The following is a 23,889-nucleotide window of genomic DNA, read 5'->3' as shown; positions in this document are numbered from 1 at the left end:
GGCATGAAGATTACACTGAAGGCACTAATAGCTGCTGGTCTGGCCACCGTAGCAGCGGCTGCCGGCGTGGTGTATTTCGGCGTGATCAATGTCGGGGCGGATGATCCCCACTCTGCCCCCGTCTACGCGCTACTTTCTATTGCTCGGGATCGCTCGATACACGTGCGCTCGCGCGACATTCAGGTCCCCGACCTGAGCCAAGAAGCTCTCATCCGTGAAGGTGCTGGCAACTACAACTCGATGTGTGTCGGTTGCCATTTGGCTCCGGGGCTTGCAGGCACCGAACTGAGTAACAGCCTTTACCCTGCACCTCCGAATCTTTCGAAACTGGGCGTCGACGGGCACCCAGCTGCAGCTTTTTGGATCATCAAACACGGAATCAAATCCACCGGCATGCCCGCGTGGGGCAAAAGCATGGCCGATCCCTACGTATGGGGGATGGTTGCATTTCTCCAGCAGCTTCCGTCACTGGATGCAGAGCAATACAAAGCTCTGATCACGAGTAGCAGTGGCCATCAACACGGTGGTGGCGAAAGCGTGATGCACAACCATGAGGGTCAGCATGGAACGATCCAGGGGCAAAGTGGCGCAGGTGCTTCCGACCAAAGGGCGGAAGTCCGCGCTCATGATGACGAGAAAAACACGGCACATGCCCATGGCCCCTCCGCAGCGCCATCTGCAAAGGAGCCTGCTGACCACGCCGATCATAAGGGTAGGGAAGCTTCAGATGACGCGGCCCCGACTCCAACCGTACAGCCCAAATCACATACACATACTGATGGGAAGGAACATACCCATGCGAAATAATTCTCTTCGTCGCAGACGGGCACTTCGTCTCGCTGCTTTCGTGGCTCTGTTCATCAGTTCAGCCAGTCACGCAGCAGAGCCATTGACGATCGATGTACATCGCGACGCTAATTGCGGGTGCTGCAAGAAATGGGTCCAGCACCTTGAAGCCAGCGGCTTTACCGTCGTTGATCACGTGGAAACCAACATGAGCGCGATCAAGCGCGGTTTCGGAATTTCTCCTGAGCTCTCGTCCTGTCACACAGCAACCATCAACGGAAAGTTTGTTGAAGGTCACGTGCCCGCCGAGCAAATCATTGCGATGAGCAAACGTGATGACCTGCTCGGGATTGCCGTTCCAGGCATGCCGGCCGGCTCCCCAGGAATGGAAGTGGACGGGAAACATGACGCGTATAAGGTAATCGGCTTGTCAAAGGCAGGCACAGACCACGTCGTCGCTGAATACCCCGAAAACTGATCTTCTAATCTCGCTCCTGCATGGTGAAGGTCATGGCCGTGCAGAGGACATAGCTCATTTCGAACGTAAAAAAGGCGCCACTAGGGCGCCTAAGCCACCTCCCAAACCAAAGGAAAAACAAGGAGGCGGGATGTATCAGGTGGTCGAGCAATTGTTTACTGCACGTTAGAAACCCCTCGACTGACGGACATGATTTCATAAAGTGGATAACTTCAGGCTTTCCTGAAAATTACTTCTAAGTCAGCGAGCAGTAAGCTAGTTTCGGACAAAGGAAAATTATGCAGTTCTTAAATAATTTTCATTGTCTAGCTTCCATGGGGGCAGTTGTCGGCCATGACCTTATATTCCACGGTGTTAAGCTTGCCCGTAGAGTCTTCATAGGTCATGCGTGAAGGAGCAACCCCACAGGTTTTATTGGCTTGCGTGACACTGACGACCTTCTGGATATCGAGGTTCATACCATATTCATAATGAACAACTTCAGGAGGAGTCTTGCCGTTCCTTGAGGCATATTGCTCCATTGCTTGTTGGTTCTCTTGCATCATTCGACCATACACGCGGTCACCGCCTCCTTCAGCCATGGCTAATGAAGATAAGGTCAAAATCGAAGCGGCGCAAAACGCTTTCACTGCTGTCATTGCTTTCATGATTTTCTCCTAAAGCTCAATTTACTGAGTTAAAGAGTAACAAGTGAAAGCTTTCAGAAAGCTGCCGCGAAGGTTACTAATGTGAAAGGTGGACGCTACCCCGCATTTACGCTTTCAAGCCAGATAGGATTTTTGTTAACACCCAAGGTTGGCAGACGGTGACGGAACAAAGATGCCCTCAAAAGCTTATTTGAACCGGTGGTCCCTCCCAATTCCTCGATACGCCGGTAGACCTGAGCAGGACCTCCGCGTCGACCCCGGTTCTTGCCAGGCTTTCCAGATCCCACTCGAAGAAACTGCAAAAAGCCAGGAAAACCTTGCTTGATACCGCTGAGGTCAATCTTACCGTCGAGTAATTCACGGGGAGCTTCATCCTGATGAGTTCAGAGACAGTCCACACTAAAGTTCTTAGACGGAAATGCCATACTGACTCCTGATGAATCTTGATCTGTTGATAAGTAAGAGGGAACCTCTGCTTGCGTAGATCCAGCTCATGAGGTAACGAACCTGGGAGCAGCGATTGCAAATTCCGAATGTTCACTCTCTTCGGATCTTTCGTAACTTTATACAGCTCATCTACGCCCGCTTCGATAAGGGCTGCATAGGCGTCGTCTCTAGAATCGATGGACTTTTCGACCTTAACTGTAGCTTTTTTAGGTGCATGGAGTTTTGCCATTAACCATGCGTTATCATTTTCTAGAATCCATTGCGTAGGTTTGTACGCCTTCTTCCAGAGGTACTCGATATCGGCATCGGTACGTAGCGCTAAAAGCAACTCGATTTTTTGGCGATATCTAGTTTTTTGGCTAAGACGCGATTCTTCGACTTTGGGCGCTCGCGGAGAAACAGCGGCACTCAGCAGGATAGACTCATTCTTCAGAGCCTCTTCAAAGCCATCTGCACTGGAAAACAAATGAAGAGCAATGATCAAATGCCGCGCGAGCGGCATATTTAGCTGACCTTTGTCTGATTTGAGCCGGATCCATTGCTCATGCTTCCCGGTGTTATAGGCCGGATCAATTTGCGCCAAAAGCTCGTCGCCGTAAGCGCTTTGGATGCTGTCGAACAGTTTTGCAATACCCGCATTTTTTCCGAAAATGAATCCGCGCTTCTTGCATTGGCGGACGTAGCACGAACTCAATACCGTACTGCCTATCGGAGGGATATTGCGTTGCAGGATATCGTGTGCGAACAGAGCGACTTTCTGTTCCATCTTTGACCCCTTGTGTATTGCTGCGCTGTTTAACGGGCTCCAGCCGCATGCACATGGCTCAGTCAGATTGGGAAGCAGCTTCAATTTACGGTAGAACGGGCGAGAGCACTCGGGGCAGGCATTGATCAATGCGTCGCCATGACGCCAACAGACGGCAACACCGGGTATCTGGTGAGATCGATGCCAGTAGGCAGAACCCCGCTCAATCAGATCTTCCTGAACGCAGGTAGGACAAAGCTTAGCCTTGCCATGGGTGGACTCTTCTCTGCGGGGCACCCGTACCACCCCGTCATAACCCAGTGGCCCTACGTCGTTCTCCGGCCCCTGCTTAACGCCAAGAAACGGCCGGTAAGCAGGAAAAGTAGTATTGCTACTGATCAACTCTGCGAGATTGCTCTCCGATTGCCCCGGCAGCCTGTGCGCGAGCCTCTCGATCTGCTTGGGTACGATGCCACCGATGCAAAAGGGTTTCGATGCGAACAAATCGCGATAGGTTTCCGTCGCGGTTCTGTTACCTGACAGATAGTGATAGCGGGTGACACGAGAGTGCAGCATTTCATCCGGCATCGACACGGGAAAAAATAATAGATCAGACATCATTTACCAATTAAAGGTAGGGGTCGAAGAGAACGTGCATCCGGGGGCAGTATATATGCAACCCGTAAAATTCTGTATCCGATCTGGATTTGGAAATGACACAGCCGCTCAACTTTTAATCGCAGTGAATTCATCTAAACCCCGCCGCGCCCGTACTCCTTGAAATACAGAACACGTATCGATAACCCGGATAGGTCAGCCAATGGCGATTGCAAAACTAATTCGGTTACATGCTGATCGTGATGATCCAGCGTATGCCGGACCTATTCTGGAGGGTGCAATTTTTCATTTACAGAAAAACAATGTTTCATTGTGAATTGATTTAGAACTTTTTAGATGGAGGGAATGCCTGGCTGGATTAGAGCGTGGGCCGAATGCTCGCGACCCTGTAGAGCGAAGAACGTGATACAGGCTTGCCCTCCGAGAGCAATTTGCGCCTAGCCCATCGCAGACGCCTATCGTGAAAGCCTTCAATTGGTTCACATACTTTGTCGAGCATTGCTGCACAGAGAGGAAGCTTGCAGAGCTGCTTTTCGAAGCGAGACAGAACATGAAGCTCCCGGCCAATTCTGGTACGCGAAATGCGAACAGGCTTACCCGCAAGAGCATAAAGCGCGTCAGCACACTGACGGACTTCGCCGGCCAGTCTCGCATCGAGGGCAGCGAACATTTCGGTGCTTTTTAGACGGGGCGTACGATGGGGGCTTGGGTTTACAGTGGACTCCGAAAGCCAATGCCTATCGTGGTGATACAGCCACGCATACCCCCTGCAGGCATGTGCTTTGTGAAAACGATAATCAGCCTCGAAAGCCGCGCGTCTTGCGCATAGCGCAATGTGAAATCGTGCCTCCCTCCAAGCATCTTGCCCGCCGGGTACATTTCGGATGTGCCGATAGACATACGCCAATGAAACGCCTAGAACACCAGCGATCTTTTTGGCATCAGCTCCCTCAAGAGCAAGTTTCCACACAGCGGCTGACGAACAGTCCAGGCCTTCACCAGGCATCACCGGAGAAAGGCGCGTGTGAAGTCGAATGTGAGCTTTCGGATCACATGCCACCGCCTGTTTCACTGGGCATTGACCATGCAGCAAGCTCGCCATGTCAATGCCCAAAGCGCCAGCCAATAAAATGTATTTGAGCGGATGGTGGGAGGTTATAGGCGTACGAAGCAGCTTCGTGACCCATGAGGCGGGTATACCTGCACGAACATCTCCGAGTATAGAAAATTCCCATTCTCGCGGGAGTGCGGCAAAAAAATCGGCCATGTGCTGCGCCAGCATGTGCAGGTGCAAGCGATGGTTATCAGAGGCAAGGTTGAGCTGCGTTGCCCTTTGTAAAAGCGTGTAGCGCACCGCCTCCGCCGACAAAGCATTGACTTCAGACTCGATGACCTGAAGCGAACGCAACGCTATTTCGTGAAGCGGCGGCATACACCGCAACGGGGTGTCGAGAAGTACCGTGTGTGCTTGCACATTCTCATCACTCGGCAGATTAAGTTGTCGAGAGCTGCGGCTGGACCAGCGAGGATCAAGAATCCTGAGTGACGTGCCGTGATGCGGACATACCAGCACGCCTGGAAGCATGTGTACCCTGTGCCAGTAAGCAACTCCCCGTTGAGCCTGATCTTGGGCGATACATTCTGGGCATAACCGCACTCGGGAGGCGAATCCAATACGGCTCGCGTTGACGCCCAGCTTTAACATCAAGCCTTTCCCATCAGCGGTCATCAGCGTCCGAGCGTGTTCAACCTGGCTCATCCTCAAAAACGGCGCATAGTAGGGTAATAATGTGTGGCGCATGAGGACCTCGGCTACCGATAGCTCGGTACCGCTGGGTAGTGCATCGACAAAATCCCCTAAATGACTCGGGAATGCCACATTTTGCGAAAATGCTGCCGCCGATTTCAGTCCGGCAAATGCTGCTTGGCAATTACGAACACCACAAAGACGGGCATAGCGAGAAATCACGCTGTGCAGCGTCTCGTCGGGAAACGCGGCAGGGAAGAAATGGAGTTTAAGGTGCACTTCACCACCCTCCGACTCACGCTTTGTGATACATCGGTGAGAACTCAAAAAGGTCCTCGTTGAGCCAGCCCGAAGCGCGCAGAGCTTCGAGAGGAGCGTCATGTTCGCTAAGCGCTTTAGCCTCTGAGTTTTCCACAGCAGTAGCAATCGGCGATGGATGGTCTTTCGCAAGAATGTTTGGAGATGGGTCTGCCGGCTTCTCACGGGATACAACGCTTCGAAGCAAGGCAAGGCGATCCTCTCGTGCCAAACCATCGAAGACCATCATTTCGCTCAGCTGATCCTCGATCGGCAGCAAATCGTCGAACTGTCGCATCCGCTTCGGATCTCGGCTACGCAGAGCTGAAAGGGCTGGCTTTAGAATCTGCATTTTTGAGTTGCTTACCTTCACCAGGATCTCAGCAGTCAAACACTCCGAGCCACTCTGGACCGCATAACGCTGACTCAATACCAGCAGCTTGACCAGGAAATCTGTGACGCCTTGAGTGTGCTCATACAGCGTGTCAAAAATCTCGGCGGTCAGCTCAGCAGTCTGCTTGCACCACTGATAGCTCCAGAGGTTTTCGACCAACAACCGCCACTCCTCATCATCCTTTTCGAATCGTTTGAATTCGAGCGTGCCGGCACCACAGACTCGGCGGGCAGTCCGCATGGCTTCTGAGAACAGGCTAATCGTCGAATTCGTGCCACTGAAAACGACCGGGATCCCAATGTTATTTACCAAATGCAGAAAAAAATTCAGCATGCTCTCCTTACCACCGGTTTTCGCCAGGTGGAGGTTTTGCAGCTCGTCGATCAATAAGGCGCCTATGAAAAACGTGCTGGCCACCTGCTCCATCTGTTGCAGCGCATCATTGATGTTTCGATGCCTGTAGCGCTTGTGATAATCCTTGTCCCCTAGAGCGTCACCCACCGCATAAAAAAACTGCTGACAAAATCCAGCCAGCGATCCATCCCGAGGGCAGTCAAGCTTCAGCCATGTGATTTGGGTATGAACAAACTGCTTTCCCTCATAGCGCTCATGACGGATTGTCTGTGGATAAAGGCTCAAAATGGCGTGGAGTGCCGTTGACTTGCCAATGCCGCTCAGGCCAACGACGGTAAACGTTTCTGCAGTGGACTTGAACGCATCGTGGTAACGCTGAGCCCCAGATAAAGAATGCAAATGCCGGACGGTAGCGGGCGACATCGGGTTACGCCCAACATACCCTCGACGAATGAGCAGTGAGAACAGGGCCTCCAGTTCCAGATGTAGCAAAAACGGCTGTACCACGGTTCTTAGCCGGTCGATACAGTGAATTCGAGTGGCTCCTTCGAGCGTCAGCTCTTTCGGATCCACCGGCTGAGGAAAATTCGAGATCAGCTCAACAGCCGCCGCCTCCGACAATATCGGAGGCAAAGCTTCGATAAGCGGGTTACCCGCATACTCACTAATGTCCTGTCTGACGTAATTGGCAAACGTCTGTGCACCTTTCATTTTGCCTGTCCTGGCCGAATTCTTTTGAGCAAATCGATAACCTGCGCAGTGCGCTCGCCGGCATATGAATCATGCGCCTTCGGTGTCAATTCAGATTGAAGTGAAGCTGGCTCCGCCCTAACGCCTTCAGGAACAACCGCATTTTCACGCTCACGGAGACGTTCTTCTGCGCGGTTCTCGCGGATGTTTCCAGTGGCCTCTGCCTTGGTGGGCGGAGCAGGTTCCAGTTTTCGTTCTGCGAGTGCATGACTGATGATCTGGTGGACCTGATCGCTAAGCTGCACACGGCTTTCCAGCTCGGCTCGCCGGCGAGTAGGCGGTTTTTGGCGATAGGCTTCGAGCAGATCAAAAATCTCGTCCGAGCGGTAATTCGCGTAACCGGCATCCGATCGTCGAAGATCACAACGGATAAACTGCTTGGCCTCTCCCTGAATCCAAATGTGTGCCGCCGAGTTCGGATCGAACCAACACTCTATTGACCAAACGCCCCCTTTGCGAGCCTTGGCAAACCAATCTTTTTCTATGGCCATATCACACACGTAGTGCATGCCGCGAAACATAACCCCACCCTTTTGAACGGTCGCGCGCTCGCGAGGCAAGAGATGGAGGTAAACCAGCTCGTCAGGACGTTTGTTGGATTCGATCACGTCCTTGTCGCAGGCCCAATTCCATATCCCGTTGGGTGTAGGTTCAACGCCGTCATTCATCATCGCCTGCGTCAGTCGTTCAGGCTGTCGATGGTGCCCGTTATAGTGGAGTACGCACTTGATGAGAATTTGGGTGAACTCTTTGAGATTCAGCGTGGCATCGAGCCGGTAATCTCGCTCGCCTCGCTCTTTGTCTCGCGCTGCTACCCCGCCAGGTAGCCATCTGATACCCGTCAAATCATTCAAAATGCCAAACCGACTTCCCACCATAGGCTTCCAATCCGGCCGATAAGGCGGAGCAGTGCCCATCTCAATTCCCAATCCTGACGATAGCCCCTCTGCTGCGAGTGACAGCATCTCTCCTCGGTCGGCGTAAATCTGGTGGGGCAGGTGGTGACAATTCCAATCATCTGCATTGATTTCGACGCCGTTCTGAGCGCAGAACTCGACTTTGGAGGTAAACGCGTTGAACAGCGCTTGCCTGGCCCCATTCCAACTAGGGCCCTCCAATCCTACATAGAGACCAGCAATCATTCCGGAGAAGCTATCCACAACGATATACACTACGGGCCGGCCAATGAGCATCCGCCTGGAGTAGCTGTTGACCAAATAAATATCGGCAATAGTCGCGTCGATCTCGAACTGATGACAGGGTCCACGCAGCCAATCGCGAACGGTACCTGAAAGCGGACGGCAGTCCTTTAACCATCTCCTCAATCCTTTACGGCCACGCTCGGTTGCAATCTCGTCGAAAAAAATCTGTCCCCAATATTGGAACTGCCTCAAGCTGGGGAGTTCTGAACCAGGCAACAAACGAAGCTCTTCTTCACTGTTTTTAGAGATGTCTCGGACTGAGTAAAATCGTCTCAACATTTCGTCATATGCGCTCGAAATGGAAGATTTCTTATCTCTTACATAAAGAGCATATCCAACACGGATGCATCGTTTATCAACCGCACTGAGCATCTTGGAAGGCGAAGTAAGAACGCCTTGAAATTTAGGCTTTCGCCCTGGTGGCCTGCTCGGATCATATTTTCTATCGGCAACACCTACCGCCGTATAATTATTAAGCAATGAGTTGCGAACTTGACCATAAAACCAATATCGGTAAAGAAGCCGATAGATCGTTTTCCGCTGGATTCCGAGCTCTGACGCCCGTCTGCTAACAAGCCGGCCTAACTCACCTCGTACAAATATTTGTCCCGGGTATTCAGGATCTAATAGAGGGGCGATGACGGCCCACTTTTCGTCCCGGCCTTGCTTGGCTCTCTCATCCAACTGTTCCTCAAGCACAAGCATAAACTCGGGCGTGGTGATGGCTGCTGGTTTGGTGTGACCAGACGCTATCGAGCGACGCAGCTCCTCCAGACCAACCGCGTACGGCTGCCGGGGTGGGTCAGCTAGATCCATCAAAACTGCTAAGTCATGCGTTTCATCCTGATAAAGGAGCCTGGCTATCGTAGCAATGACCGACAGATCGGTTACAGGCTCGAAAACGTCATTAACGAGAACAGTCATGACATTTTCTCCTTCAACGATACTTGGACAGGGCTCGGTGAAACTTCGAAGCCAGGAACTAGACCAGTAAGGTGGAGAGGAGTGTTAACCAAATCGATTTTCAGTATCTTGTTCCAAACCAGATGAAAGAAAATCGCTTGAGCGTCTATATAGGAAATGGACAAAAGTGATGCTGTTTTTCTTAGACAGGTGGCCAAGGTCCACGAATATTCCCGGCTGTTTACAAGGCACTCGATAAAATTCGAATGCAACGGCGCTTTCATTAAATCACGAGAGAGCTTCGAGTACCTCCTGATTAGTCCAAGATTTTTAATCAAATCTCGTGTAAAAAACTCGTCTGTTACGATTTTCCAATCAACACCTTGGCTTTCCCAAAAACGCTTTTCAATTTCAAGTTTTTCAAGCGTTCTTTTACTTCCGTTGCCAATTAAATCGGAACGATACTTCACCGTCCTAGCTACCGATTTGAAGTTTCCGCTCGGGTCCTTAACAGTTAACAGGAAGTCTGTTGTCATCACATAAGGCAGTGTTGTTCTAGGGTATCTTGGATAGCGTACATCGATCGCCGACGCTATCGCTTGCGCACGCTCTGTGGGTAGTAAAGGGTATTGCTCCCGGATATCCACGACGTCTTCAGAAAATTCACACACAAGGAAGTAGGAACGCTCGAGATCTGACAGGAGGTGATGAATCCTCTCGATCTTCACACCTTGAATCTTGTGCGAACGACCTATCGACGGGACATCTTGTACCCGCAGCCAAGGCACGTAGCTTGCCCCGGCGCCTTCGCCAAATCCATTTGCAATGTGCCGTTCAATGTCCTGCTGTGATGCAAATTTACGACCTCGCAACCCACGCCTCCTCAGTCGATGCGGACCGCTTCACCTCGCGTCGAGAAAAAGTCGTAGAAGGACACGACCGCCAAAGCGGCCGCATTCAAAACATTTTCCAGACTACACCCGCTGAAAGTTGAAGCGATGAATCCAGACCAAAGGGAAAGCCTGGAAAGGAAAACCCCCGTAGATACGGGGGTTTGAGCCTTGTGTCAATCTATGTTCGTGCGTGTCAAACTTTATTGTTTTGTGTCAATCTTTATTGTTGAAAACCAACCAAACCGTCCCTGTGGATAACCTTATTCCACAGTCACCGATTTGGCCAAGTTACGCGGCTGGTCCACATCCGTGCCCTTCAACACCGCCACATAGTACGAAAGCAGTTGCAGCGGGATGGTGTAGAGGATCGGTGCCAAGGCGTCAACGATGTGCGGCATCGCGATGACGTGGGTGCCTTCGCCATTACTCATGCCGGCCTGTTCGTCAGCGAAAACAATCAGTTCACCACCACGGGCGCGGACTTCCTGCAGGTTGGATTTCAGCTTTTCCAGCAGCTCGTTGTTCGGTGCAACGGTCACTACCGGCATATCGCTGTCGACCAACGCCAACGGACCATGCTTGAGCTCACCCGCCGGATAGGCTTCGGCGTGGATGTAGGAGATCTCTTTGAGTTTGAGCGCACCTTCCATGGCCACCGGGAACTGAGCGCCACGGCCCAGGAACAGGGTGTGATTCTTCTCGGCGAACAACTCGGCGACTTTCTCGACCGTGCTATCCATCGCCAACGCTTCGCCCAGACGAGTAGGCAGACGACGTAGTTCTTCAACCAGCTCGGCTTCAATGCCTTCAGCCAATGTGCCTTGCACCTGCCCCAACGACAGCGTGAGCAGCAACAGAGCCACCAACTGAGTAGTGAAAGCCTTGGTCGAGGCCACACCGATCTCCGGCCCCGCCTGGGTTAACAACGTCAGGTCGGACTCGCGAACCAGCGAGCTGATGCTGACGTTACAGATCGCGAGGCTGGCCAGGAAGCCCAGTTCCTTGGCGTTACGCAGTGCGGCCAGGGTGTCGGCGGTTTCGCCGGACTGCGAGATGGAGACGAAAAGCGTGTCCGGCTGTACCACTACCTTGCGATAACGGAACTCACTGGCAACTTCTACCTGACATGGAATGCCTGCCAATCCTTCCAGCCAGTAACGCGCAACCATGCCCGCGTGGTAACTGGTACCGCAGGCAACGATTTGCACGTTACGTACTTTGGCGAACAACTCGGCTGCTTGCGGACCAAATGCCTGCACCAATACTTGTTGCTGGCCAAGACGGCCTTCAAGCGTGCGCTGCACAACTTTTGGCTGCTCGTGGATTTCCTTGAGCATAAAGTGGCGGAACTCGCCTTTATCAGCCGCTTCTGCGCCTTCACGGTATTGCACGATTTCGCGTTCAACCGGCAAACCATCCACAGCCCAGATCTGCACGCTCTCACGACGGATCTCGGCAATATCGCCTTCTTCCAGGTACATGAAGCGGTCAGTGACTTGACGCAGCGCCATTTGGTCGGACGCGAGGAAGTTTTCCCCAAGGCCCAGGCCAACCACCAGAGGACTGCCACTGCGAGCAGCCAATAGTCGATCAGGCTGTTTGGCGCTGATGACCGCAAGGCCATAGGCGCCGTGCAGTTCCTTGACCGCAGCTTTGAGCGCGACAGTCAGGTCAGGTGTGTCTTTAAGCTTGTGGTGCAGCAGGTGGACGATGACTTCGGTATCGGTGTCGGAAACGAATACATAGCCGAGACCTTTGAGGCGCTCGCGCAGCACTTCGTGGTTCTCGATGATGCCGTTGTGGACAACTGCCAGTTCGTCGCCGGAAAAATGCGGGTGGGCATTACGTTCGCAGGGCGCACCGTGGGTGGCCCAACGGGTGTGGGCAATGCCAAGACGGCCCAGCAACGGCTCACCAGCGAGCGCCTGTTCCAGCTCGCTCACCTTGCCGGAGCGACGGCGACGATCAAGCACACCTGCATTGCTGAACACCGCGACGCCCGCACTATCGTAGCCACGGTATTCCAGACGCTTGAGGCCTTCGACCAAAATAGCGGTGATGTTGCGTTCAGCGACTGCGCCGACAATTCCACACATACGTTCTCTCCTAGCTGACAGCGGCACAAATCAGGGTTATGCCACGGGCTTGTATCTGTTCGCGTGCCTCGACGGGCAGGCGATCATCAGTAATCAGGGTATGGATGCTGCTCCAGGGCAGCTCCAGATTGGGTATCTTGCGACCTACTTTGTCTGCCTCGACCATCACCACTACTTCACGGGCCACTTCAGCCATGACCCGGCTCAGCCCCAGTAATTCGTTGAAGGTGGTCGTACCGCGAGACAGGTCGATGCCATCGGCACCGATGAACAACTGATCAAAATCGTAGGAACGCAGCACCTGTTCAGCAACCTGGCCCTGGAAAGACTCCGAATGCGGGTCCCAGGTACCACCGGTCATCAACAGAACAGGCTCATGCTCCAGTTCGCTCAATGCGCTGGCCACATGAAGGGAGTTGGTCATCACTACAAGGCCTGGCTGCTGGCCCAGTTCGGGAATCAAAGCAGCAGTGGTGCTGCCACTGTCGACGATGATCCTCGCATGCTCGCGAATGCGCTGAACAGCGGCTCGGGCGATGGCTTGCTTGTGCCTGGAGACAGGCTGTGAGCTTTCGCTGATCAGTTCTTGAGGCAACGTGACCGCACCGCCATAGCGACGCAGCAGCAAACCATTACTTTCGAGTGCAGCCAAATCCTTGCGAACCGTAACTTCAGAAGTTTCGAAACGCTTGGCCAGCTCGTCCACGCTCACTTCGCCCTGCTCGTTGAGCAATGCAAGTATGTTGTGGCGTCTTTGAGGTGTGTTGCGTTTCGACATGGCTGACTTAAGTTTCGATTCGTAAGATAACGAAGGCAATCAAAACCTATTCGAAGGAAGGCGTCAAGGGTTGATGCAACGCCTATTTATAATGCATCACATCAATGGTGAATTTAGACATGTATGCGTCGCGTTGTCGCGCAGCAAACGCGGAACCTGTTGGAGCGAGCTTGCTCGCGATTCGGTCTGGCAGTCGATGAGGATATCGCCTGTGCTGACGCCATCGCGAGCAAGCTCGCTCCTACAGAGATAGCGTGGTAGCCGATATACCGCTGCCAAGCGATAGAGAATCATCAGCCACGTTGTGGATAACTTCAGTCTTTCTTGATTTTCACCGGGCGCTTCCAGCCATCAATATTGCGCTGACGGGCGCGAGCAACAGCCAGCTGCGACTTATCCACATTCAGATTGATGGTCGAGCCCGCTGCAGTGTTGGAGCCGTCGCCGATAGTCACCGGCGCGATCAACGAGTTGTTGGACCCGATGAATACATCCTCACCAATCAAGGTCTTGTGTTTGTTGACCCCGTCATAGTTAACCGTAATGGTGCCTGCGCCAATATTGGTACGAGCACCAATCACCGTGTCCCCCAGATAGGTCAAATGACCGGCTTTAACGCCTTCGCCCAACTGAGCATTCTTGAGCTCCACAAAGTTACCCACATGCGCTTTGGTACCCAGCACACTGCCAGGACGCAAGCGTGCGAATGGGCCGGCATCGCTGCCCTCGCCCATCACGGCACCATCGAGGTGACTGTTAGCCTTGATCACAACGCCTTTGCGCAAGGTACTGTCTTTGATCACGCAGTTGGGGCCGATGATCACGTCGTCTTCAATGACCACCCGACCTTCGAGGATGACGTTGATGTCGATCAGCACATCGCGCCCTACTGTCACGTCACCGCGTACATCAAAACGGGCTGGATCGCGCAACGTCACCCCTTGCGCCATCAAACGGCGTGCTTCGCGTAGCTGGTAGTGACGCTCCAGCTCAGCTAGTTGCTTACGGTCATTGGCGCCTTGGACTTCCATAGCGTCGTGGGGCTGCTCAGTGGCAACCACCAGACCGTCGTTGACTGCCATGGCAATCACATCAGTCAGGTAATACTCGCCTTGAGCATTGTTGTTCGATAACCGTCCCAGCCAGTCAGCCAGGCGCTTGCCCGGGACCGCGAGAATGCCGGTGTTGCCTTCGGTTATAGCTTTCTGGGCTTCGGTGGCGTCTTTGTGTTCAACGATCGCACATACACGGTTCTGCTCATCGCGCACGATACGGCCGTAACCGGTGGGATCGTCGAGGTTGACGGTCAACAAGCCCAGTTGTTCGGCATTGACCTGTTTCAGCAAACGCTGAAGGGTTTCAACTTCAATCAGCGGTACATCTCCATAGAGGATCAGTACGGTGTCGGCGCTTAGTTCCGGCAACGCCTGAGCGACGGCGTGCCCAGTGCCCAGTTGCTTGTCCTGCATGACGAAATTCAGATCATCTGCAGCCAGGCGCTCACGTACGACATCCGCGCCATGGCCAATCACCACATGGATACGTTGAGGCGATAGTTGCCGAGCGCTGTGGATAACATGTCCCAGCATAGAGTCGCCAGCAACCGGGTGCAGGACTTTAGGAAGTGCGGAGCGCATGCGTGTGCCTTGGCCTGCCGCGAGAATAACGATATCGAGAGACATGGGATTTCCAACTGAGGCGCGCCGCGTCACTTATCCACAAGCGTCGGCTGATCCTGAAAAAAGAAAAAGGGTAGCCGAGGCTACCCTTTTTCTCAATCGCGCAGAAGGCGACGGGTTAACCGCCAAACTTCTTGCGAATTTGCTGAACGGTGCGCAGCTGAGCTGCGGCCTCGGCCAGACGAGCAGTTGCAGATCCGTAATCGAAATCTGCGCCTTTTTCGTTCAGGGCCTTCTCGGCTGCCTTTACGGCTGCCTGAGCAGAGGCTTCGTCCAGGTCATCAGCACGTTGCACAGTGTCGGCAAGCACCTTGACCATGTTCGGTTGAACCTCGAGGAAACCACCGGAGATATAAAACACCTCCGCTGCTCCGCCCTGCTTGATCAAGCGGATCGGACCTGGTTTCAGATCAGTGATCAGCGGCGCGTGGCCTGGAGCGATACCGATATCACCCAGGTTGCCGTGCGCAATCACCATCTCGACCAGACCGGAGAAAATTTCTCCTTCCGCGCTGACGATATCGCAATGGACTGTTATAGCCATTTGCTTGCCTCGACCTGATTAGCGCCCGTTGCCAGGCGCTGGGATTACAGTTTCTTGGCTTTCTCGATCGCTTCTTCGATGCCGCCGACCATGTAGAACGCTTGTTCTGGCAGGTGGTCGTAGTCACCGTTGAGGATGCCTTTGAAGCCAGCAATGGTGTCTTTCAGGGAAACGTATTTACCCGATGCACCAGTGAAGACTTCAGCCACGAAGAACGGTTGCGACAGGAAGCGCTGGATCTTACGAGCACGGTTAACCAACTGTTTGTCGGTCTCCGACAGCTCGTCCATACCCAGGATCGCAATGATGTCCTTCAGTTCTTTGTAGCGCTGCAACACGTACTGTACGCCGCGAGCGGTGTCGTAGTGTTCCTGGCCGATAACGTTCGGGTCCAGCTGGCGCGAAGTCGAATCCAGTGGATCTACCGCTGGGTAGATACCCAGGGAGGCGATGTCACGGGACAGTACGACGGTTGCGTCCAAGTGGGCAAACGTGGTCGCTGGCGACGGGTCAGTCAAGTCATCCGCTGGTACGTATACGGCCTGGATGGAAGTGATCGAACCGTTTTTGGTGGAAGTGATGCGCTCTTGCAGAGTGCCCATCTCTTCAGCCAGGGTCGGCTGGTAACCTACTGCGGAAGGCATACGGCCCAGCAGTGCGGATACTTCAGTACCGGCCAGTGTGTAACGGTAGATGTTGTCGACGAACAGCAGAACGTCGTTACCTTCGTCACGGAACTTCTCGGCCATGGTCAGGCCAGTCAGTGCTACGCGCAGACGGTTACCCGGCGGCTCGTTCATCTGACCGTAAACCAGTGCCACTTTGTCCAGAACGTTGGAGTCCTTCATCTCGTGGTAGAAGTCGTTACCCTCACGAGTACGCTCACCCACACCGGCGAACACGGAATAACCGCTGTGCTCGATGGCGATGTTACGGATCAGTTCCATCATGTTTACGGTTTTGCCTACACCGGCACCACCGAACAGACCTACTTTACCGCCTTTGGCGAACGGGCAAACCAGGTCGATAACCTTGATGCCTGTTTCCAGCAGATCGTTGCCACCAGCCTGTTCAGCGAAGGACGGCGCAGGACGGTGAATGCCCCAGCGTTCTTCGGTGTCGATCGGGCCAGCTTCGTCGATCGGGTTGCCCAGCACGTCCATGATCCGGCCCAGAGTCGCTTTACCGACTGGTACGGAGATGGCTTTGCCAGAGTCTGCAACTTCCAGACCACGCTTCAAGCCCTCGGTGGAGCCCATCGCAATGGTACGAACCACGCCGTCGCCCAGCTGCTGCTGAACTTCCAGGGTGGTCCCTGCCGCGCTTTTAACTTCCAGCGCGTTGTAGATGCTCGGTACGCTATCGCGTGGGAATTCCACGTCGATCACGGCGCCGATGATTTGAACGATACGTCCGCTACTCATTAGCTGGTTCCTCTAATATTTGAACCGTTAAACCGCGGCAGCGCCGCCGACGATTTCCGAGATCTCTTGGGTGATCGCTGCCTGACGCGCCTTGTTGTAGATCAGCTGCAAATCACTGATCAAATCACCGGCGTTATCTGTGGCGTTCTTCATCGCGATCATCCGCGCTGCTTGTTCAGCTGCGTTGTTCTCGACCACCGCCTGGTACACCTGCGACTCAACGTAGCGAACCATCAAGCCGTCAAGCAGCTCTTTGGCATCGGGTTCGTAGAGATAGTCCCAGTGGTGCTTGAGTTTCTGATCCGGGGTAGCCACCAACGGAATCAACTGCTCAACCGTTGGTTGCTGGGTCATGGTGTTGATGAACTTGTTGGATACCACGGACAGGCGATCAATACGGCCATCCAGGTAAGCATCCAGCATCACCTTGACGCTGCCGATCAAATCATTGATCGACGGCTCTTCGCCCAAGTGGCTGATCGCAGCGACGACGTTACCGCCGAAGTTGCGGAAAAATGCCGCACCTTTGCTGCCAACCACGCACAGATCGATCTCTACGCCGTTTTCACGGTTTACCGCCATGTCCTTGACCAGAGCCTTGAACAGGTTGGTATTCAAGCCACCGCACAGACCACGGTCACTGCTCACTACGACATAACCGACACGCTTTACAGCGCGCTCGACCATGAACGGGTGGCGGTATTCCGGGTTAGCGTTGGCCAGATGACCAATCACCTGGCGGATGCGCTCCGCGTAAGGACGGCTAGCAGCCATGCGCATTTGAGCCTTGCGCATTTTGCTGACCGCCACTTTTTCCATGGCGCTGGTGATCTTTTGCGTGCTTTTGATGCTCGCAATCTTGCTGCGAATCTCTTTTGCGCCTGCCATGTAACACCTATCAGGTTAGCAAGCGGGAGCCTTTCGGCCCCCGCTGCGGCTTACCAGGTTTGGGTGGCCTTGAACTTCTCGATACCGGCTTTCATGCCAGCGTCGATTTCGTCATTGAAGTCACCCTTCACGTTGATCTTCGCCATCAAATCGGCGTGATCGCGGTTGAAGTAAGCAATCAGCGCTTGTTCAAAGCTACCGATCTTGGCGATTTCGATGTCGGTCAGGAACCCACGCTCAGCGGCATACAGCGACAGCGCCATGTCAGCAATCGACATTGGTGCGTATTGCTTCTGCTTCATCAGCTCGGTAACGCGCTGACCATGCTCAAGTTGCTTACGGGTCGCTTCGTCCAGGTCAGAAGCAAACTGGGCGAATGCTGCCAGTTCACGGTACTGAGCCAGAGCGGTACGGATACCACCGGAGAGCTTCTTGATGATCTTGGTCTGAGCGGCACCACCCACACGGGATACCGAAACACCGGCGTTAACTGCTGGACGGATGCCAGAGTTGAACATGGCCGATTCCAGGAAGATCTGACCGTCAGTGATGGAAATCACGTTGGTCGGAACGAACGCGGAAACGTCGCCAGCCTGAGTTTCGATGATCGGCAATGCGGTCAGGGAACCGGTTTTGCCGGTTACTGCGCCGTTGGTGAACTTCTCTACGTACTCTTCGGAAACACGCGATGCGCGCTCCAGCAGACGGGAGTGGAGATAGAACACGTCGCCTGGGTAAGCTTCACGGCCTGGTGGACGGCGCAGCAGCAGGGAAATCTGGCGGTAAGCCACTGCTTGCTTGGACAGATCGTCATAAACGATCAGCGCGTCTTCACCGCGGTCGCGGAAGAATTCACCCATGGTGCAACCCGAGTACGGTGCAAGGAATTGCAGCGCAGCGGATTCAGAAGCACTTGCAGCCACGACGATGGTGTTAGCCAATGCGCCGTTTTCTTCGAGTTTGCGAACAACGTTGGCGATGGTCGATTGTTTCTGACCGATTGCAACGTAGACGCAGAAGATGCCGCTGTCTTTCTGGTTGATGATTGCGTCGATGGCCAGAGCGGTTTTACCGATCTGACGGTCACCGATGATCAGCTCACGCTGGCCACGGCCGACTGGAATCATGGCATCGACAGCCTTGTAGCCAGTCTGTACAGGCTGGTCTACCGACTTACGCCAGATCACGCCTGGAGCAACTTTCTCGACCGCATCGGTCTCGGTGTTGTTCAGCGGACCTTTGCCGTCAACTGGATTACCCAGTGCGTCGACTACGCGACCCAGCAGTTCCTTACCAACCGGAACTTCGAGGATGCGGCCAGTGCACTTGGCGCTCATGCCTTCTGCCAGAGTCGTGTATGCGCCCAGTACTACAGCACCTACAGAGTCTTGCTCAAGGTTCAGCGCCATACCGTAGACGCCGCCCGGAAACTCGATCATCTCGCCGTACATTACGTCGGCCAGACCGTGAATCCGCACGATGCCGTCAGATACGCTGACGACAGTGCCTTCGTTACGGGCTTGGGAGGTTACATCGAGCTTGTCGATGCGACCCTTGATGATTTCACTTATTTCGGAAGGATTGAGTTGCTGCATTGCTCTGCTGCCCCTTCAAACTCAAGATTTCAATGCTTCGGCTAGTTGCGCGAGTTTGCCGCGAACTGAGCCATCGATAACCAGGTCGCCGGCGCGGATTACGACACCACCGATAAGGGTGGCATCCTCCGCAGCGTGCAGGCGCACTTCCCGGCCGAGCCGTGCACTGAGAACCTTGGCGAGTTTGTCTTGCTGTTCTTGGTTCAATGCAAAAGCACTGGTGACATCCACATCGACCGATTTTTCCTGCTCAGCCTTATACAGGTCGAACAGTTCGGCGATCTCCGGCAGAAGCGGGAGACGGTCGTTTTCAGCAACGACATGGATGAAATTCTGTGCCTTGGCATCGAACTTGTCGCCACACACTTCAATAAAAGTGGTGGCCTTGTCTGCGCTCGTCAGTCGCGGGGCCTTGAGTACGCGCTGCATGGTGTCGTCTTGCGACACCGCTGCAGCCAGGCCGAGCATGGCTGACCAATTGGCCAGTTGCTGGTGGGCCTGGGCGTGCTCGAAGGCTGCCTTAGCGTAAGGTCGGGCCAACGTGGTCAGTTCTGCCATGATCGCCCTCGCTTAAATTTCAGCAGCCAGTTTGTTAACCAGCTCCGCGTGCGCGTTTTGATCGATTGTGGCACCCAGGATCTTCTCAGCACCGCCAACTGCCAGGCTACCCAATTGGGCGCGCAGCGCGTCTTTGACACCGTTCAGTTCCTGCTCGATCTCGGCCTGAGCCTGAGCCTTCACACGGTCAGCTTCGACACGGGCCTGTTCACGGGCTTCGTCGACAATCTGAGTACCGCGTTTCTTGGCTTGCTCAATGATTTCGGCTGCCTGAGCTTTAGCTTCGCGCAGTTGATGACCCACTTTCTCTTGGGCCAACTCCAGGTCGCGAGCTGCTCGGCTGGCAGCGTCCAGTCCATCCGCGATCTTCTTCTGACGTTCGTGCAAAGCCGTAATGACCGGAGGCCAAACGTACTTCATGCAGAACAGCACAAAAATGAAGAACGCAACGGACTGGCCAATCAGGGTTGCATTAATGTTCACGCCAACACCTCGCTCGTTCGTTGTCCATCACACCAATCACCTCGAAGAATCGAGAGATTAGCCAGCGAGTTGACCAACGAAGGGGTTCGCAAAGGTGAAGAACAGAGCGATACCAACACCGATCATGGTTACGGCGTCGAGCAGACCGGCAACGATGAACATTTTAACCTGCAGCATTGGAACCATTTCTGGTTGGCGAGCAGCGCCTTCCAGGAATTTGCCGCCCAACAGGCCGAAGCCGATTGCAGTACCCAGTGCGCCCAGGCCGATCAACAGTGCAACAGCGATAGCGGTTAGACCAACTACAGTTTCCATCTTTCCTCCCGACTTTTACGTCGTATTGGTTAGGTTTTCTTAGATTAAAGCGGTAAAACAAATCGTTTTACATCAGCCCTTGCGGTTACCCGCTTGCGGCCTCCTCTCGCCGGAGCGAGAGGTACATCCAGACGCGCCAGGCGAGTCTTAATGGTTATCTTCGTGAGCCATCGACAGGTACACGATGGTCAGCATCATGAAGATGAATGCCTGCAAGGTGATGATCAGGATGTGGAATACAGCCCACGCCCATTGCAGAACCACACCCAGGCCGCTGAGCCAGAGCAGGCCGCTGCCGAACATGACGGCGATCAGGATGAACACCAGTTCGCCCGCATACATGTTGCCGAACAGACGCAGTGCCAACGAGATCGGTTTGGCGATCAGAGTCACGAATTCAAGCAGGAAGTTCACCGGAATCAACAGCGCCTGAACAAAAATGTTCTTGCTGCCGAATGGGTGCAGGGTCAGTTCGCCGATGAAACCGCCGATACCCTTGACCTTGATGCTGTAGAAAATGATCAGCGCGAAGACCGACAGAGCCATGCCCAGAGTGGCGTTAGGGTCAGTGGTCGAAACAGCGCGGAAAGGAATGTGCGAATCGCCCGAAATCAGGATCGCCAACTGAGGAATCCAGTCAACAGGAACCAGGTCGACGGCGTTCATCAGGAACACCCAGACGAAAATGGTCAGCGCCAGCGGTGCAATCACCGGGCTACGGCCATGGAAGCTGTCTTTCACGCTGCCGTCGACGAAGTCGACCAGCACTTCAACAAAGTTTTGCAGCGCGCCTGGTTGACCGGAAGTCGCCTTCTTGGCCGCCATACGGAAAATCAGGACGAAAATCAGACCCAAGGCAACAGACCAGCCGAGAGTATCGACGTGGAAAGCCCAAAAGCCCATTTCCTTCGCTTCTGCCGCGGTGTGGGCGAAACCCCAGCCGCCATCTGGTAGCTGACCGAAGGTCAGGTTCTGCAAGTGGTGCTGGATATAGCCCGAAGCTGTTTGCTCTGCCATGTGTGCCTCAAACGCCCTAAGGTCTCGAAAGTCTTGTTCTCATCAGCAGGGGAGCGAACCAATTGACCACCTGGATCAACATGAACACGCCGAATACAGCAATCGGCGCCAATGGCTTCACACCTGCAAAGGTCAATGCAAAAAGCACTGCCGTAAAAATCAGTTTGCCCGCCTCGCCGGCATAGAATGACCGGACAATGGCTTGCGCTGCTCTAGCCCCGGAAAACCGGAAAGCCTTATGAGCAAAGTACAAATTGGGCAGCCAGGCTATCAGGCCTCCGCACAGCCCTGAATATCCTGCTACGACTCCATGCCACTGCCACAGCGCCAAGGCTGACAGCAGCAGGACTATAAATTGAGCCAGCAGTACCGGGAAAACCGCCAGTCGATGGAACGGCAAGCGGTTTGGCATGCGTGTTTCCATCACTCCTGCTCCTCGTGCGTCGGCCGCCAAAATCAATAACTTGGCATAATTTGTGCCGACAAAATGCGCGCAGAGTATAGGGGCGGTTCAGCCCCTATTCAACCTTCAGGTAGTGATTTCCGATCACACGCTACAGTGCAATTGTTTCAGCGGATGTGGGCGAGCACCCCTTGCAGCTCATCCAGTGAGTTATACCGGATCACCAACTGCCCTTTACCCTTCTGCCCATGACGAATTTGCACCGCAGAGCCCAGCCGCTCGGCCAGACGCTGTTCAAGGCGGCTGATATCCGGATCGGTCTTCACTGGCTCGGCGGCAGCAGGTTTTCCACTCAACCATTGACGCACAAGCGCTTCTGTCTGGCGAACCGTCAGGCCTCGTGCGACAACATGTCGCGCCCCTTCAACCTGCCGATCTTCCGGCAGACCGAGTAATGCACGAGCGTGACCCATTTCCAGGTCGCCGTGGGAAAGCATGGTTTTGATCACATCCGGCAGCGCGATCAGGCGCAGCAGGTTGGCAACACTCACCCGCGATTTGCCGACAGCATCGGCAACTTGTTGCTGAGTGAGCTGGAACTCATGCTGAAGACGCTGTAAAGCGACCGCCTCCTCAATGGGATTGAGGTCTTCGCGTTGAATGTTCTCGATCAGCGCCATCGCTATAGCGGTTTCATCCGGCACATCACGCACCATCGCCGGGATGGTTTCCATGGAGGCCTGCTGGCTTGCACGCCAACGGCGCTCACCTGCGATGATTTCAAAGCGGTTTTCACCAATTGGACGCACCACAATCGGCTGCATTACGCCCTGGGCCTTGATCGATTGAGCGAGCTCTTCAAGCGCCTGAGGATCCATGTCGCGACGCGGCTGATACTTGCCGCGCTGAATCAGGTCCAGCGGAATGTGCTGCAGTTCACGCTGATCGGCCTTCACGGCTTGTTCTTCGAGGGAGCTGACGGTTGGACTGCTCAGAAGTGCGTCCAGCCCACGTCCGAGACCTCTTTTCTTGACGGCCATGGGGTTTCCTTAAGTTGGCTGAGCTGTGCGCGAACCGCGCCGTTGACGACGAACCATTTCCCCTGCCAAAGCAAGGTAGGCCAGTGCACCGCGCGAACTCTTGTCATAGGCCAGAACGGGCATCCCGAAACTCGGTGCCTCGGCCAGACGGATGTTGCGCGGGATTACAGTGTCGTACAGCTGTTCGCCGAAATGCTCTTTGAGTTGCGCAGACACGTCGTTGATCAGGCTCAACCGCGGGTCATACATGGTGCGCAGCAACCCCTCGATTTTCAGCGCAGGATTGAGCAATTCACCGATGCGTTTGATGTTATCCACAAGGTCGCTAAGACCTTCCAGAGCAAAGTATTCACATTGCATGGGGATAATTACCCCATCAGCAGCAACCAGCGCGTTCAATGTCAGCATCGACAAGGACGGCGGGCAATCAATCAAAATGTAATCGTAGTTTTCGCGGATAGGCGCCAGCGCATTGCGCAGACGGCTTTCCTTCATCTGCATTTCCAGAAGATTCACTTCAGCTGCAGTGAGGTCGCGGTTGGCAGGCAGCAATTGATAACCGCCATGCTCGGAGAACTGGATCGCCTGGTTCAGATCGCACTCACCAATGAGCAGGTCATACACCGAATGCTCAAGGGCGTGTTTATCCACACCACTGCCCATCGTGGCATTACCTTGCGGATCCAGATCGATCAGCAGTACGCGTCGCTTGGTGGCGACCAGCGATGCTGCGAGGTTGATACAGGTGGTGGTTTTACCCACACCACCTTTTTGGTTCGCAATCGCGAATACCTTAGCCATGCGTGCT

22 protein-coding genes are annotated in these 23,889 nt (G+C 54.1%); 2 read left to right on the top strand and 20 right to left on the bottom strand.

Annotated elements, in window-relative coordinates; genetic code table 11:
• Positions 1–3: 3 nt before the first annotated feature.
• Complete coding sequence (locus ACYASS_RS25055; RefSeq protein WP_397478709.1) at positions 4–807, top strand: c-type cytochrome; 804 nt, start codon at positions 4–6, stop codon at positions 805–807.
• On the top strand, positions 797–1,264 hold the full coding sequence (locus tag ACYASS_RS25050; RefSeq protein ID WP_039593193.1) for a DUF411 domain-containing protein: 468 nt from the start codon (positions 797–799) through the stop codon (positions 1,262–1,264). The genes ACYASS_RS25055 and ACYASS_RS25050 overlap by 11 nt, the downstream gene beginning before the upstream one ends.
• A 305-nt stretch (positions 1,265–1,569) precedes the next feature.
• On the opposite strand, the gene ACYASS_RS25045 is transcribed toward ACYASS_RS25050, so the two are convergent.
• From ACYASS_RS25045 to ACYASS_RS24950, 20 genes are all read right to left on the bottom strand, one after another.
• Positions 1,570–1,902 carry a DUF2790 domain-containing protein gene (locus ACYASS_RS25045; protein WP_039593249.1) on the bottom strand — a complete coding sequence of 111 codons (333 nt, stop codon included), beginning with the start codon at positions 1,900–1,902 and terminating at the stop codon, positions 1,570–1,572.
• A 187-nt stretch (positions 1,903–2,089) separates the two neighbouring features.
• Positions 2,090–3,721 carry a TniQ family protein gene (locus ACYASS_RS25040; RefSeq protein WP_463588094.1) on the bottom strand — a complete coding sequence of 544 codons (1,632 nt, stop codon included), beginning with the start codon at positions 3,719–3,721 and terminating at the stop codon, positions 2,090–2,092.
• A 358-nt stretch (positions 3,722–4,079) separates the two neighbouring features.
• A complete protein-coding gene (locus tag ACYASS_RS25035; protein ID WP_463588093.1) occupies positions 4,080–5,747 on the bottom strand; it encodes a TnsD family Tn7-like transposition protein in 1,668 nt (555 codons plus the stop codon).
• Between the two features lie 16 nt (positions 5,748–5,763).
• Complete coding sequence (locus tag ACYASS_RS25030; RefSeq protein WP_439852297.1) at positions 5,764–7,224, bottom strand: ATP-binding protein; 1,461 nt, start codon at positions 7,222–7,224, stop codon at positions 5,764–5,766.
• Positions 7,221–9,389 carry a Mu transposase C-terminal domain-containing protein gene (locus ACYASS_RS25025; protein WP_463588092.1) on the bottom strand — a complete coding sequence of 723 codons (2,169 nt, stop codon included), beginning with the start codon at positions 9,387–9,389 and terminating at the stop codon, positions 7,221–7,223. The genes ACYASS_RS25030 and ACYASS_RS25025 overlap by 4 nt, the downstream gene beginning before the upstream one ends.
• A complete protein-coding gene (locus ACYASS_RS25020; protein WP_054068352.1) occupies positions 9,386–10,240 on the bottom strand; it encodes a TnsA endonuclease N-terminal domain-containing protein in 855 nt (284 codons plus the stop codon). The genes ACYASS_RS25025 and ACYASS_RS25020 overlap by 4 nt, the downstream gene beginning before the upstream one ends.
• A gap of 281 nt (positions 10,241–10,521) precedes the next feature.
• Positions 10,522–12,357, bottom strand: coding sequence for a glutamine--fructose-6-phosphate transaminase (isomerizing) (gene glmS, locus ACYASS_RS25015; RefSeq protein WP_463588091.1), 1,836 nt, complete (start codon positions 12,355–12,357; stop codon positions 10,522–10,524).
• Between the two features lie 10 nt (positions 12,358–12,367).
• Positions 12,368–13,135 carry a DeoR/GlpR family DNA-binding transcription regulator gene (locus ACYASS_RS25010; RefSeq protein WP_463588090.1) on the bottom strand — a complete coding sequence of 256 codons (768 nt, stop codon included), beginning with the start codon at positions 13,133–13,135 and terminating at the stop codon, positions 12,368–12,370.
• A 314-nt stretch (positions 13,136–13,449) separates the two neighbouring features.
• Complete coding sequence (glmU, locus tag ACYASS_RS25005) at positions 13,450–14,817, bottom strand: bifunctional UDP-N-acetylglucosamine diphosphorylase/glucosamine-1-phosphate N-acetyltransferase GlmU (RefSeq protein ID WP_463588089.1); 1,368 nt, start codon at positions 14,815–14,817, stop codon at positions 13,450–13,452.
• Between the two features lie 115 nt (positions 14,818–14,932).
• Positions 14,933–15,358 carry a F0F1 ATP synthase subunit epsilon gene (locus tag ACYASS_RS25000; RefSeq protein WP_027901597.1) on the bottom strand — a complete coding sequence of 142 codons (426 nt, stop codon included), beginning with the start codon at positions 15,356–15,358 and terminating at the stop codon, positions 14,933–14,935.
• Positions 15,359–15,402: 44 nt separating this feature from the next.
• Positions 15,403–16,782, bottom strand: coding sequence for a F0F1 ATP synthase subunit beta (gene atpD, locus ACYASS_RS24995; RefSeq protein ID WP_122667181.1), 1,380 nt, complete (start codon positions 16,780–16,782; stop codon positions 15,403–15,405).
• 27 nt (positions 16,783–16,809) lie between these two features.
• Positions 16,810–17,670, bottom strand: coding sequence for a F0F1 ATP synthase subunit gamma (gene atpG, locus ACYASS_RS24990; RefSeq protein ID WP_087269415.1), 861 nt, complete (start codon positions 17,668–17,670; stop codon positions 16,810–16,812).
• Positions 17,671–17,720: 50 nt separating this feature from the next.
• Positions 17,721–19,265, bottom strand: a complete 1,545-nt coding sequence (gene atpA, locus ACYASS_RS24985; protein WP_032628510.1) for a F0F1 ATP synthase subunit alpha — start codon at positions 19,263–19,265, stop codon at positions 17,721–17,723.
• A gap of 21 nt (positions 19,266–19,286) precedes the next feature.
• The gene (locus tag ACYASS_RS24980) at positions 19,287–19,823 is read right to left on the bottom strand and encodes a F0F1 ATP synthase subunit delta (RefSeq protein ID WP_027901593.1); all 537 of its coding nucleotides are present in this window, start codon (positions 19,821–19,823) and stop codon (positions 19,287–19,289) included.
• A gap of 12 nt (positions 19,824–19,835) precedes the next feature.
• Entirely contained in the window at positions 19,836–20,306 is a 471-nt protein-coding gene (locus ACYASS_RS24975; protein WP_243244687.1) for a F0F1 ATP synthase subunit B, read from the bottom strand.
• Positions 20,307–20,363: 57 nt separating this feature from the next.
• On the bottom strand, positions 20,364–20,621 hold the full coding sequence (atpE, locus tag ACYASS_RS24970) for a F0F1 ATP synthase subunit C (RefSeq protein ID WP_002555987.1): 258 nt from the start codon (positions 20,619–20,621) through the stop codon (positions 20,364–20,366).
• A gap of 147 nt (positions 20,622–20,768) precedes the next feature.
• The gene (gene atpB / locus ACYASS_RS24965; protein WP_027901591.1) at positions 20,769–21,638 is read right to left on the bottom strand and encodes a F0F1 ATP synthase subunit A; all 870 of its coding nucleotides are present in this window, start codon (positions 21,636–21,638) and stop codon (positions 20,769–20,771) included.
• 16 nt (positions 21,639–21,654) lie between these two features.
• Entirely contained in the window at positions 21,655–22,062 is a 408-nt protein-coding gene (locus ACYASS_RS24960; protein WP_463588088.1) for a F0F1 ATP synthase subunit I, read from the bottom strand.
• Positions 22,063–22,208: 146 nt separating this feature from the next.
• Positions 22,209–23,081 (bottom strand): ParB/RepB/Spo0J family partition protein, encoded by an 873-nt coding sequence (locus tag ACYASS_RS24955; RefSeq protein ID WP_243244686.1) that lies wholly within the window; start codon positions 23,079–23,081, stop codon positions 22,209–22,211.
• Between the two features lie 9 nt (positions 23,082–23,090).
• Positions 23,091–23,882, bottom strand: a complete 792-nt coding sequence (locus ACYASS_RS24950) for a ParA family protein (protein WP_122667186.1) — start codon at positions 23,880–23,882, stop codon at positions 23,091–23,093.
• Positions 23,883–23,889 lie beyond the last annotated feature (7 nt).

Source organism: Pseudomonas sp. HP_14 (assembly GCF_055283875.1).
This window is presented reverse-complemented; position numbering and strand designations above follow the sequence as displayed.

Excerpts from the sequence above, each read along its gene's own strand:
- ACYASS_RS25055 (WP_397478709.1), top strand. The coding sequence starts at position 4 with ATGAAGATTACACTGAAGGCACTAATAGCTGCTGGTCTGGCCACCGTA.
- ACYASS_RS25050 (WP_039593193.1), top strand. The coding sequence starts at position 797 with ATGCGAAATAATTCTCTTCGTCGCAGACGGGCACTTCGTCTCGCTGCT.
- ACYASS_RS25045 (WP_039593249.1), bottom strand. The coding sequence starts at position 1,902 with ATGACAGCAGTGAAAGCGTTTTGCGCCGCTTCGATTTTGACCTTATCT.
- ACYASS_RS25040 (WP_463588094.1), bottom strand. The coding sequence starts at position 3,721 with ATGTCTGATCTATTATTTTTTCCCGTGTCGATGCCGGATGAAATGCTG.
- ACYASS_RS25030 (WP_439852297.1), bottom strand. The coding sequence starts at position 7,224 with ATGAAAGGTGCACAGACGTTTGCCAATTACGTCAGACAGGACATTAGT.
- ACYASS_RS25025 (WP_463588092.1), bottom strand. The coding sequence starts at position 9,389 with ATGACTGTTCTCGTTAATGACGTTTTCGAGCCTGTAACCGATCTGTCG.
- glmS (WP_463588091.1), bottom strand. The coding sequence starts at position 12,357 with ATGTGTGGAATTGTCGGCGCAGTCGCTGAACGCAACATCACCGCTATT.
- ACYASS_RS25010 (WP_463588090.1), bottom strand. The coding sequence starts at position 13,135 with ATGTCGAAACGCAACACACCTCAAAGACGCCACAACATACTTGCATTG.
- glmU (WP_463588089.1), bottom strand. The coding sequence starts at position 14,817 with ATGTCTCTCGATATCGTTATTCTCGCGGCAGGCCAAGGCACACGCATG.
- ACYASS_RS25000 (WP_027901597.1), bottom strand. The coding sequence starts at position 15,358 with ATGGCTATAACAGTCCATTGCGATATCGTCAGCGCGGAAGGAGAAATT.
- atpD (WP_122667181.1), bottom strand. The coding sequence starts at position 16,782 with ATGAGTAGCGGACGTATCGTTCAAATCATCGGCGCCGTGATCGACGTG.
- atpG (WP_087269415.1), bottom strand. The coding sequence starts at position 17,670 with ATGGCAGGCGCAAAAGAGATTCGCAGCAAGATTGCGAGCATCAAAAGC.
- atpA (WP_032628510.1), bottom strand. The coding sequence starts at position 19,265 with ATGCAGCAACTCAATCCTTCCGAAATAAGTGAAATCATCAAGGGTCGC.
- ACYASS_RS24980 (WP_027901593.1), bottom strand. The coding sequence starts at position 19,823 with ATGGCAGAACTGACCACGTTGGCCCGACCTTACGCTAAGGCAGCCTTC.
- atpE (WP_002555987.1), bottom strand. The coding sequence starts at position 20,621 with ATGGAAACTGTAGTTGGTCTAACCGCTATCGCTGTTGCACTGTTGATC.
- atpB (WP_027901591.1), bottom strand. The coding sequence starts at position 21,638 with ATGGCAGAGCAAACAGCTTCGGGCTATATCCAGCACCACTTGCAGAAC.
- ACYASS_RS24960 (WP_463588088.1), bottom strand. The coding sequence starts at position 22,062 with ATGGAAACACGCATGCCAAACCGCTTGCCGTTCCATCGACTGGCGGTT.
- ACYASS_RS24955 (WP_243244686.1), bottom strand. The coding sequence starts at position 23,081 with ATGGCCGTCAAGAAAAGAGGTCTCGGACGTGGGCTGGACGCACTTCTG.
- ACYASS_RS24950 (WP_122667186.1), bottom strand. The coding sequence starts at position 23,882 with ATGGCTAAGGTATTCGCGATTGCGAACCAAAAAGGTGGTGTGGGTAAA.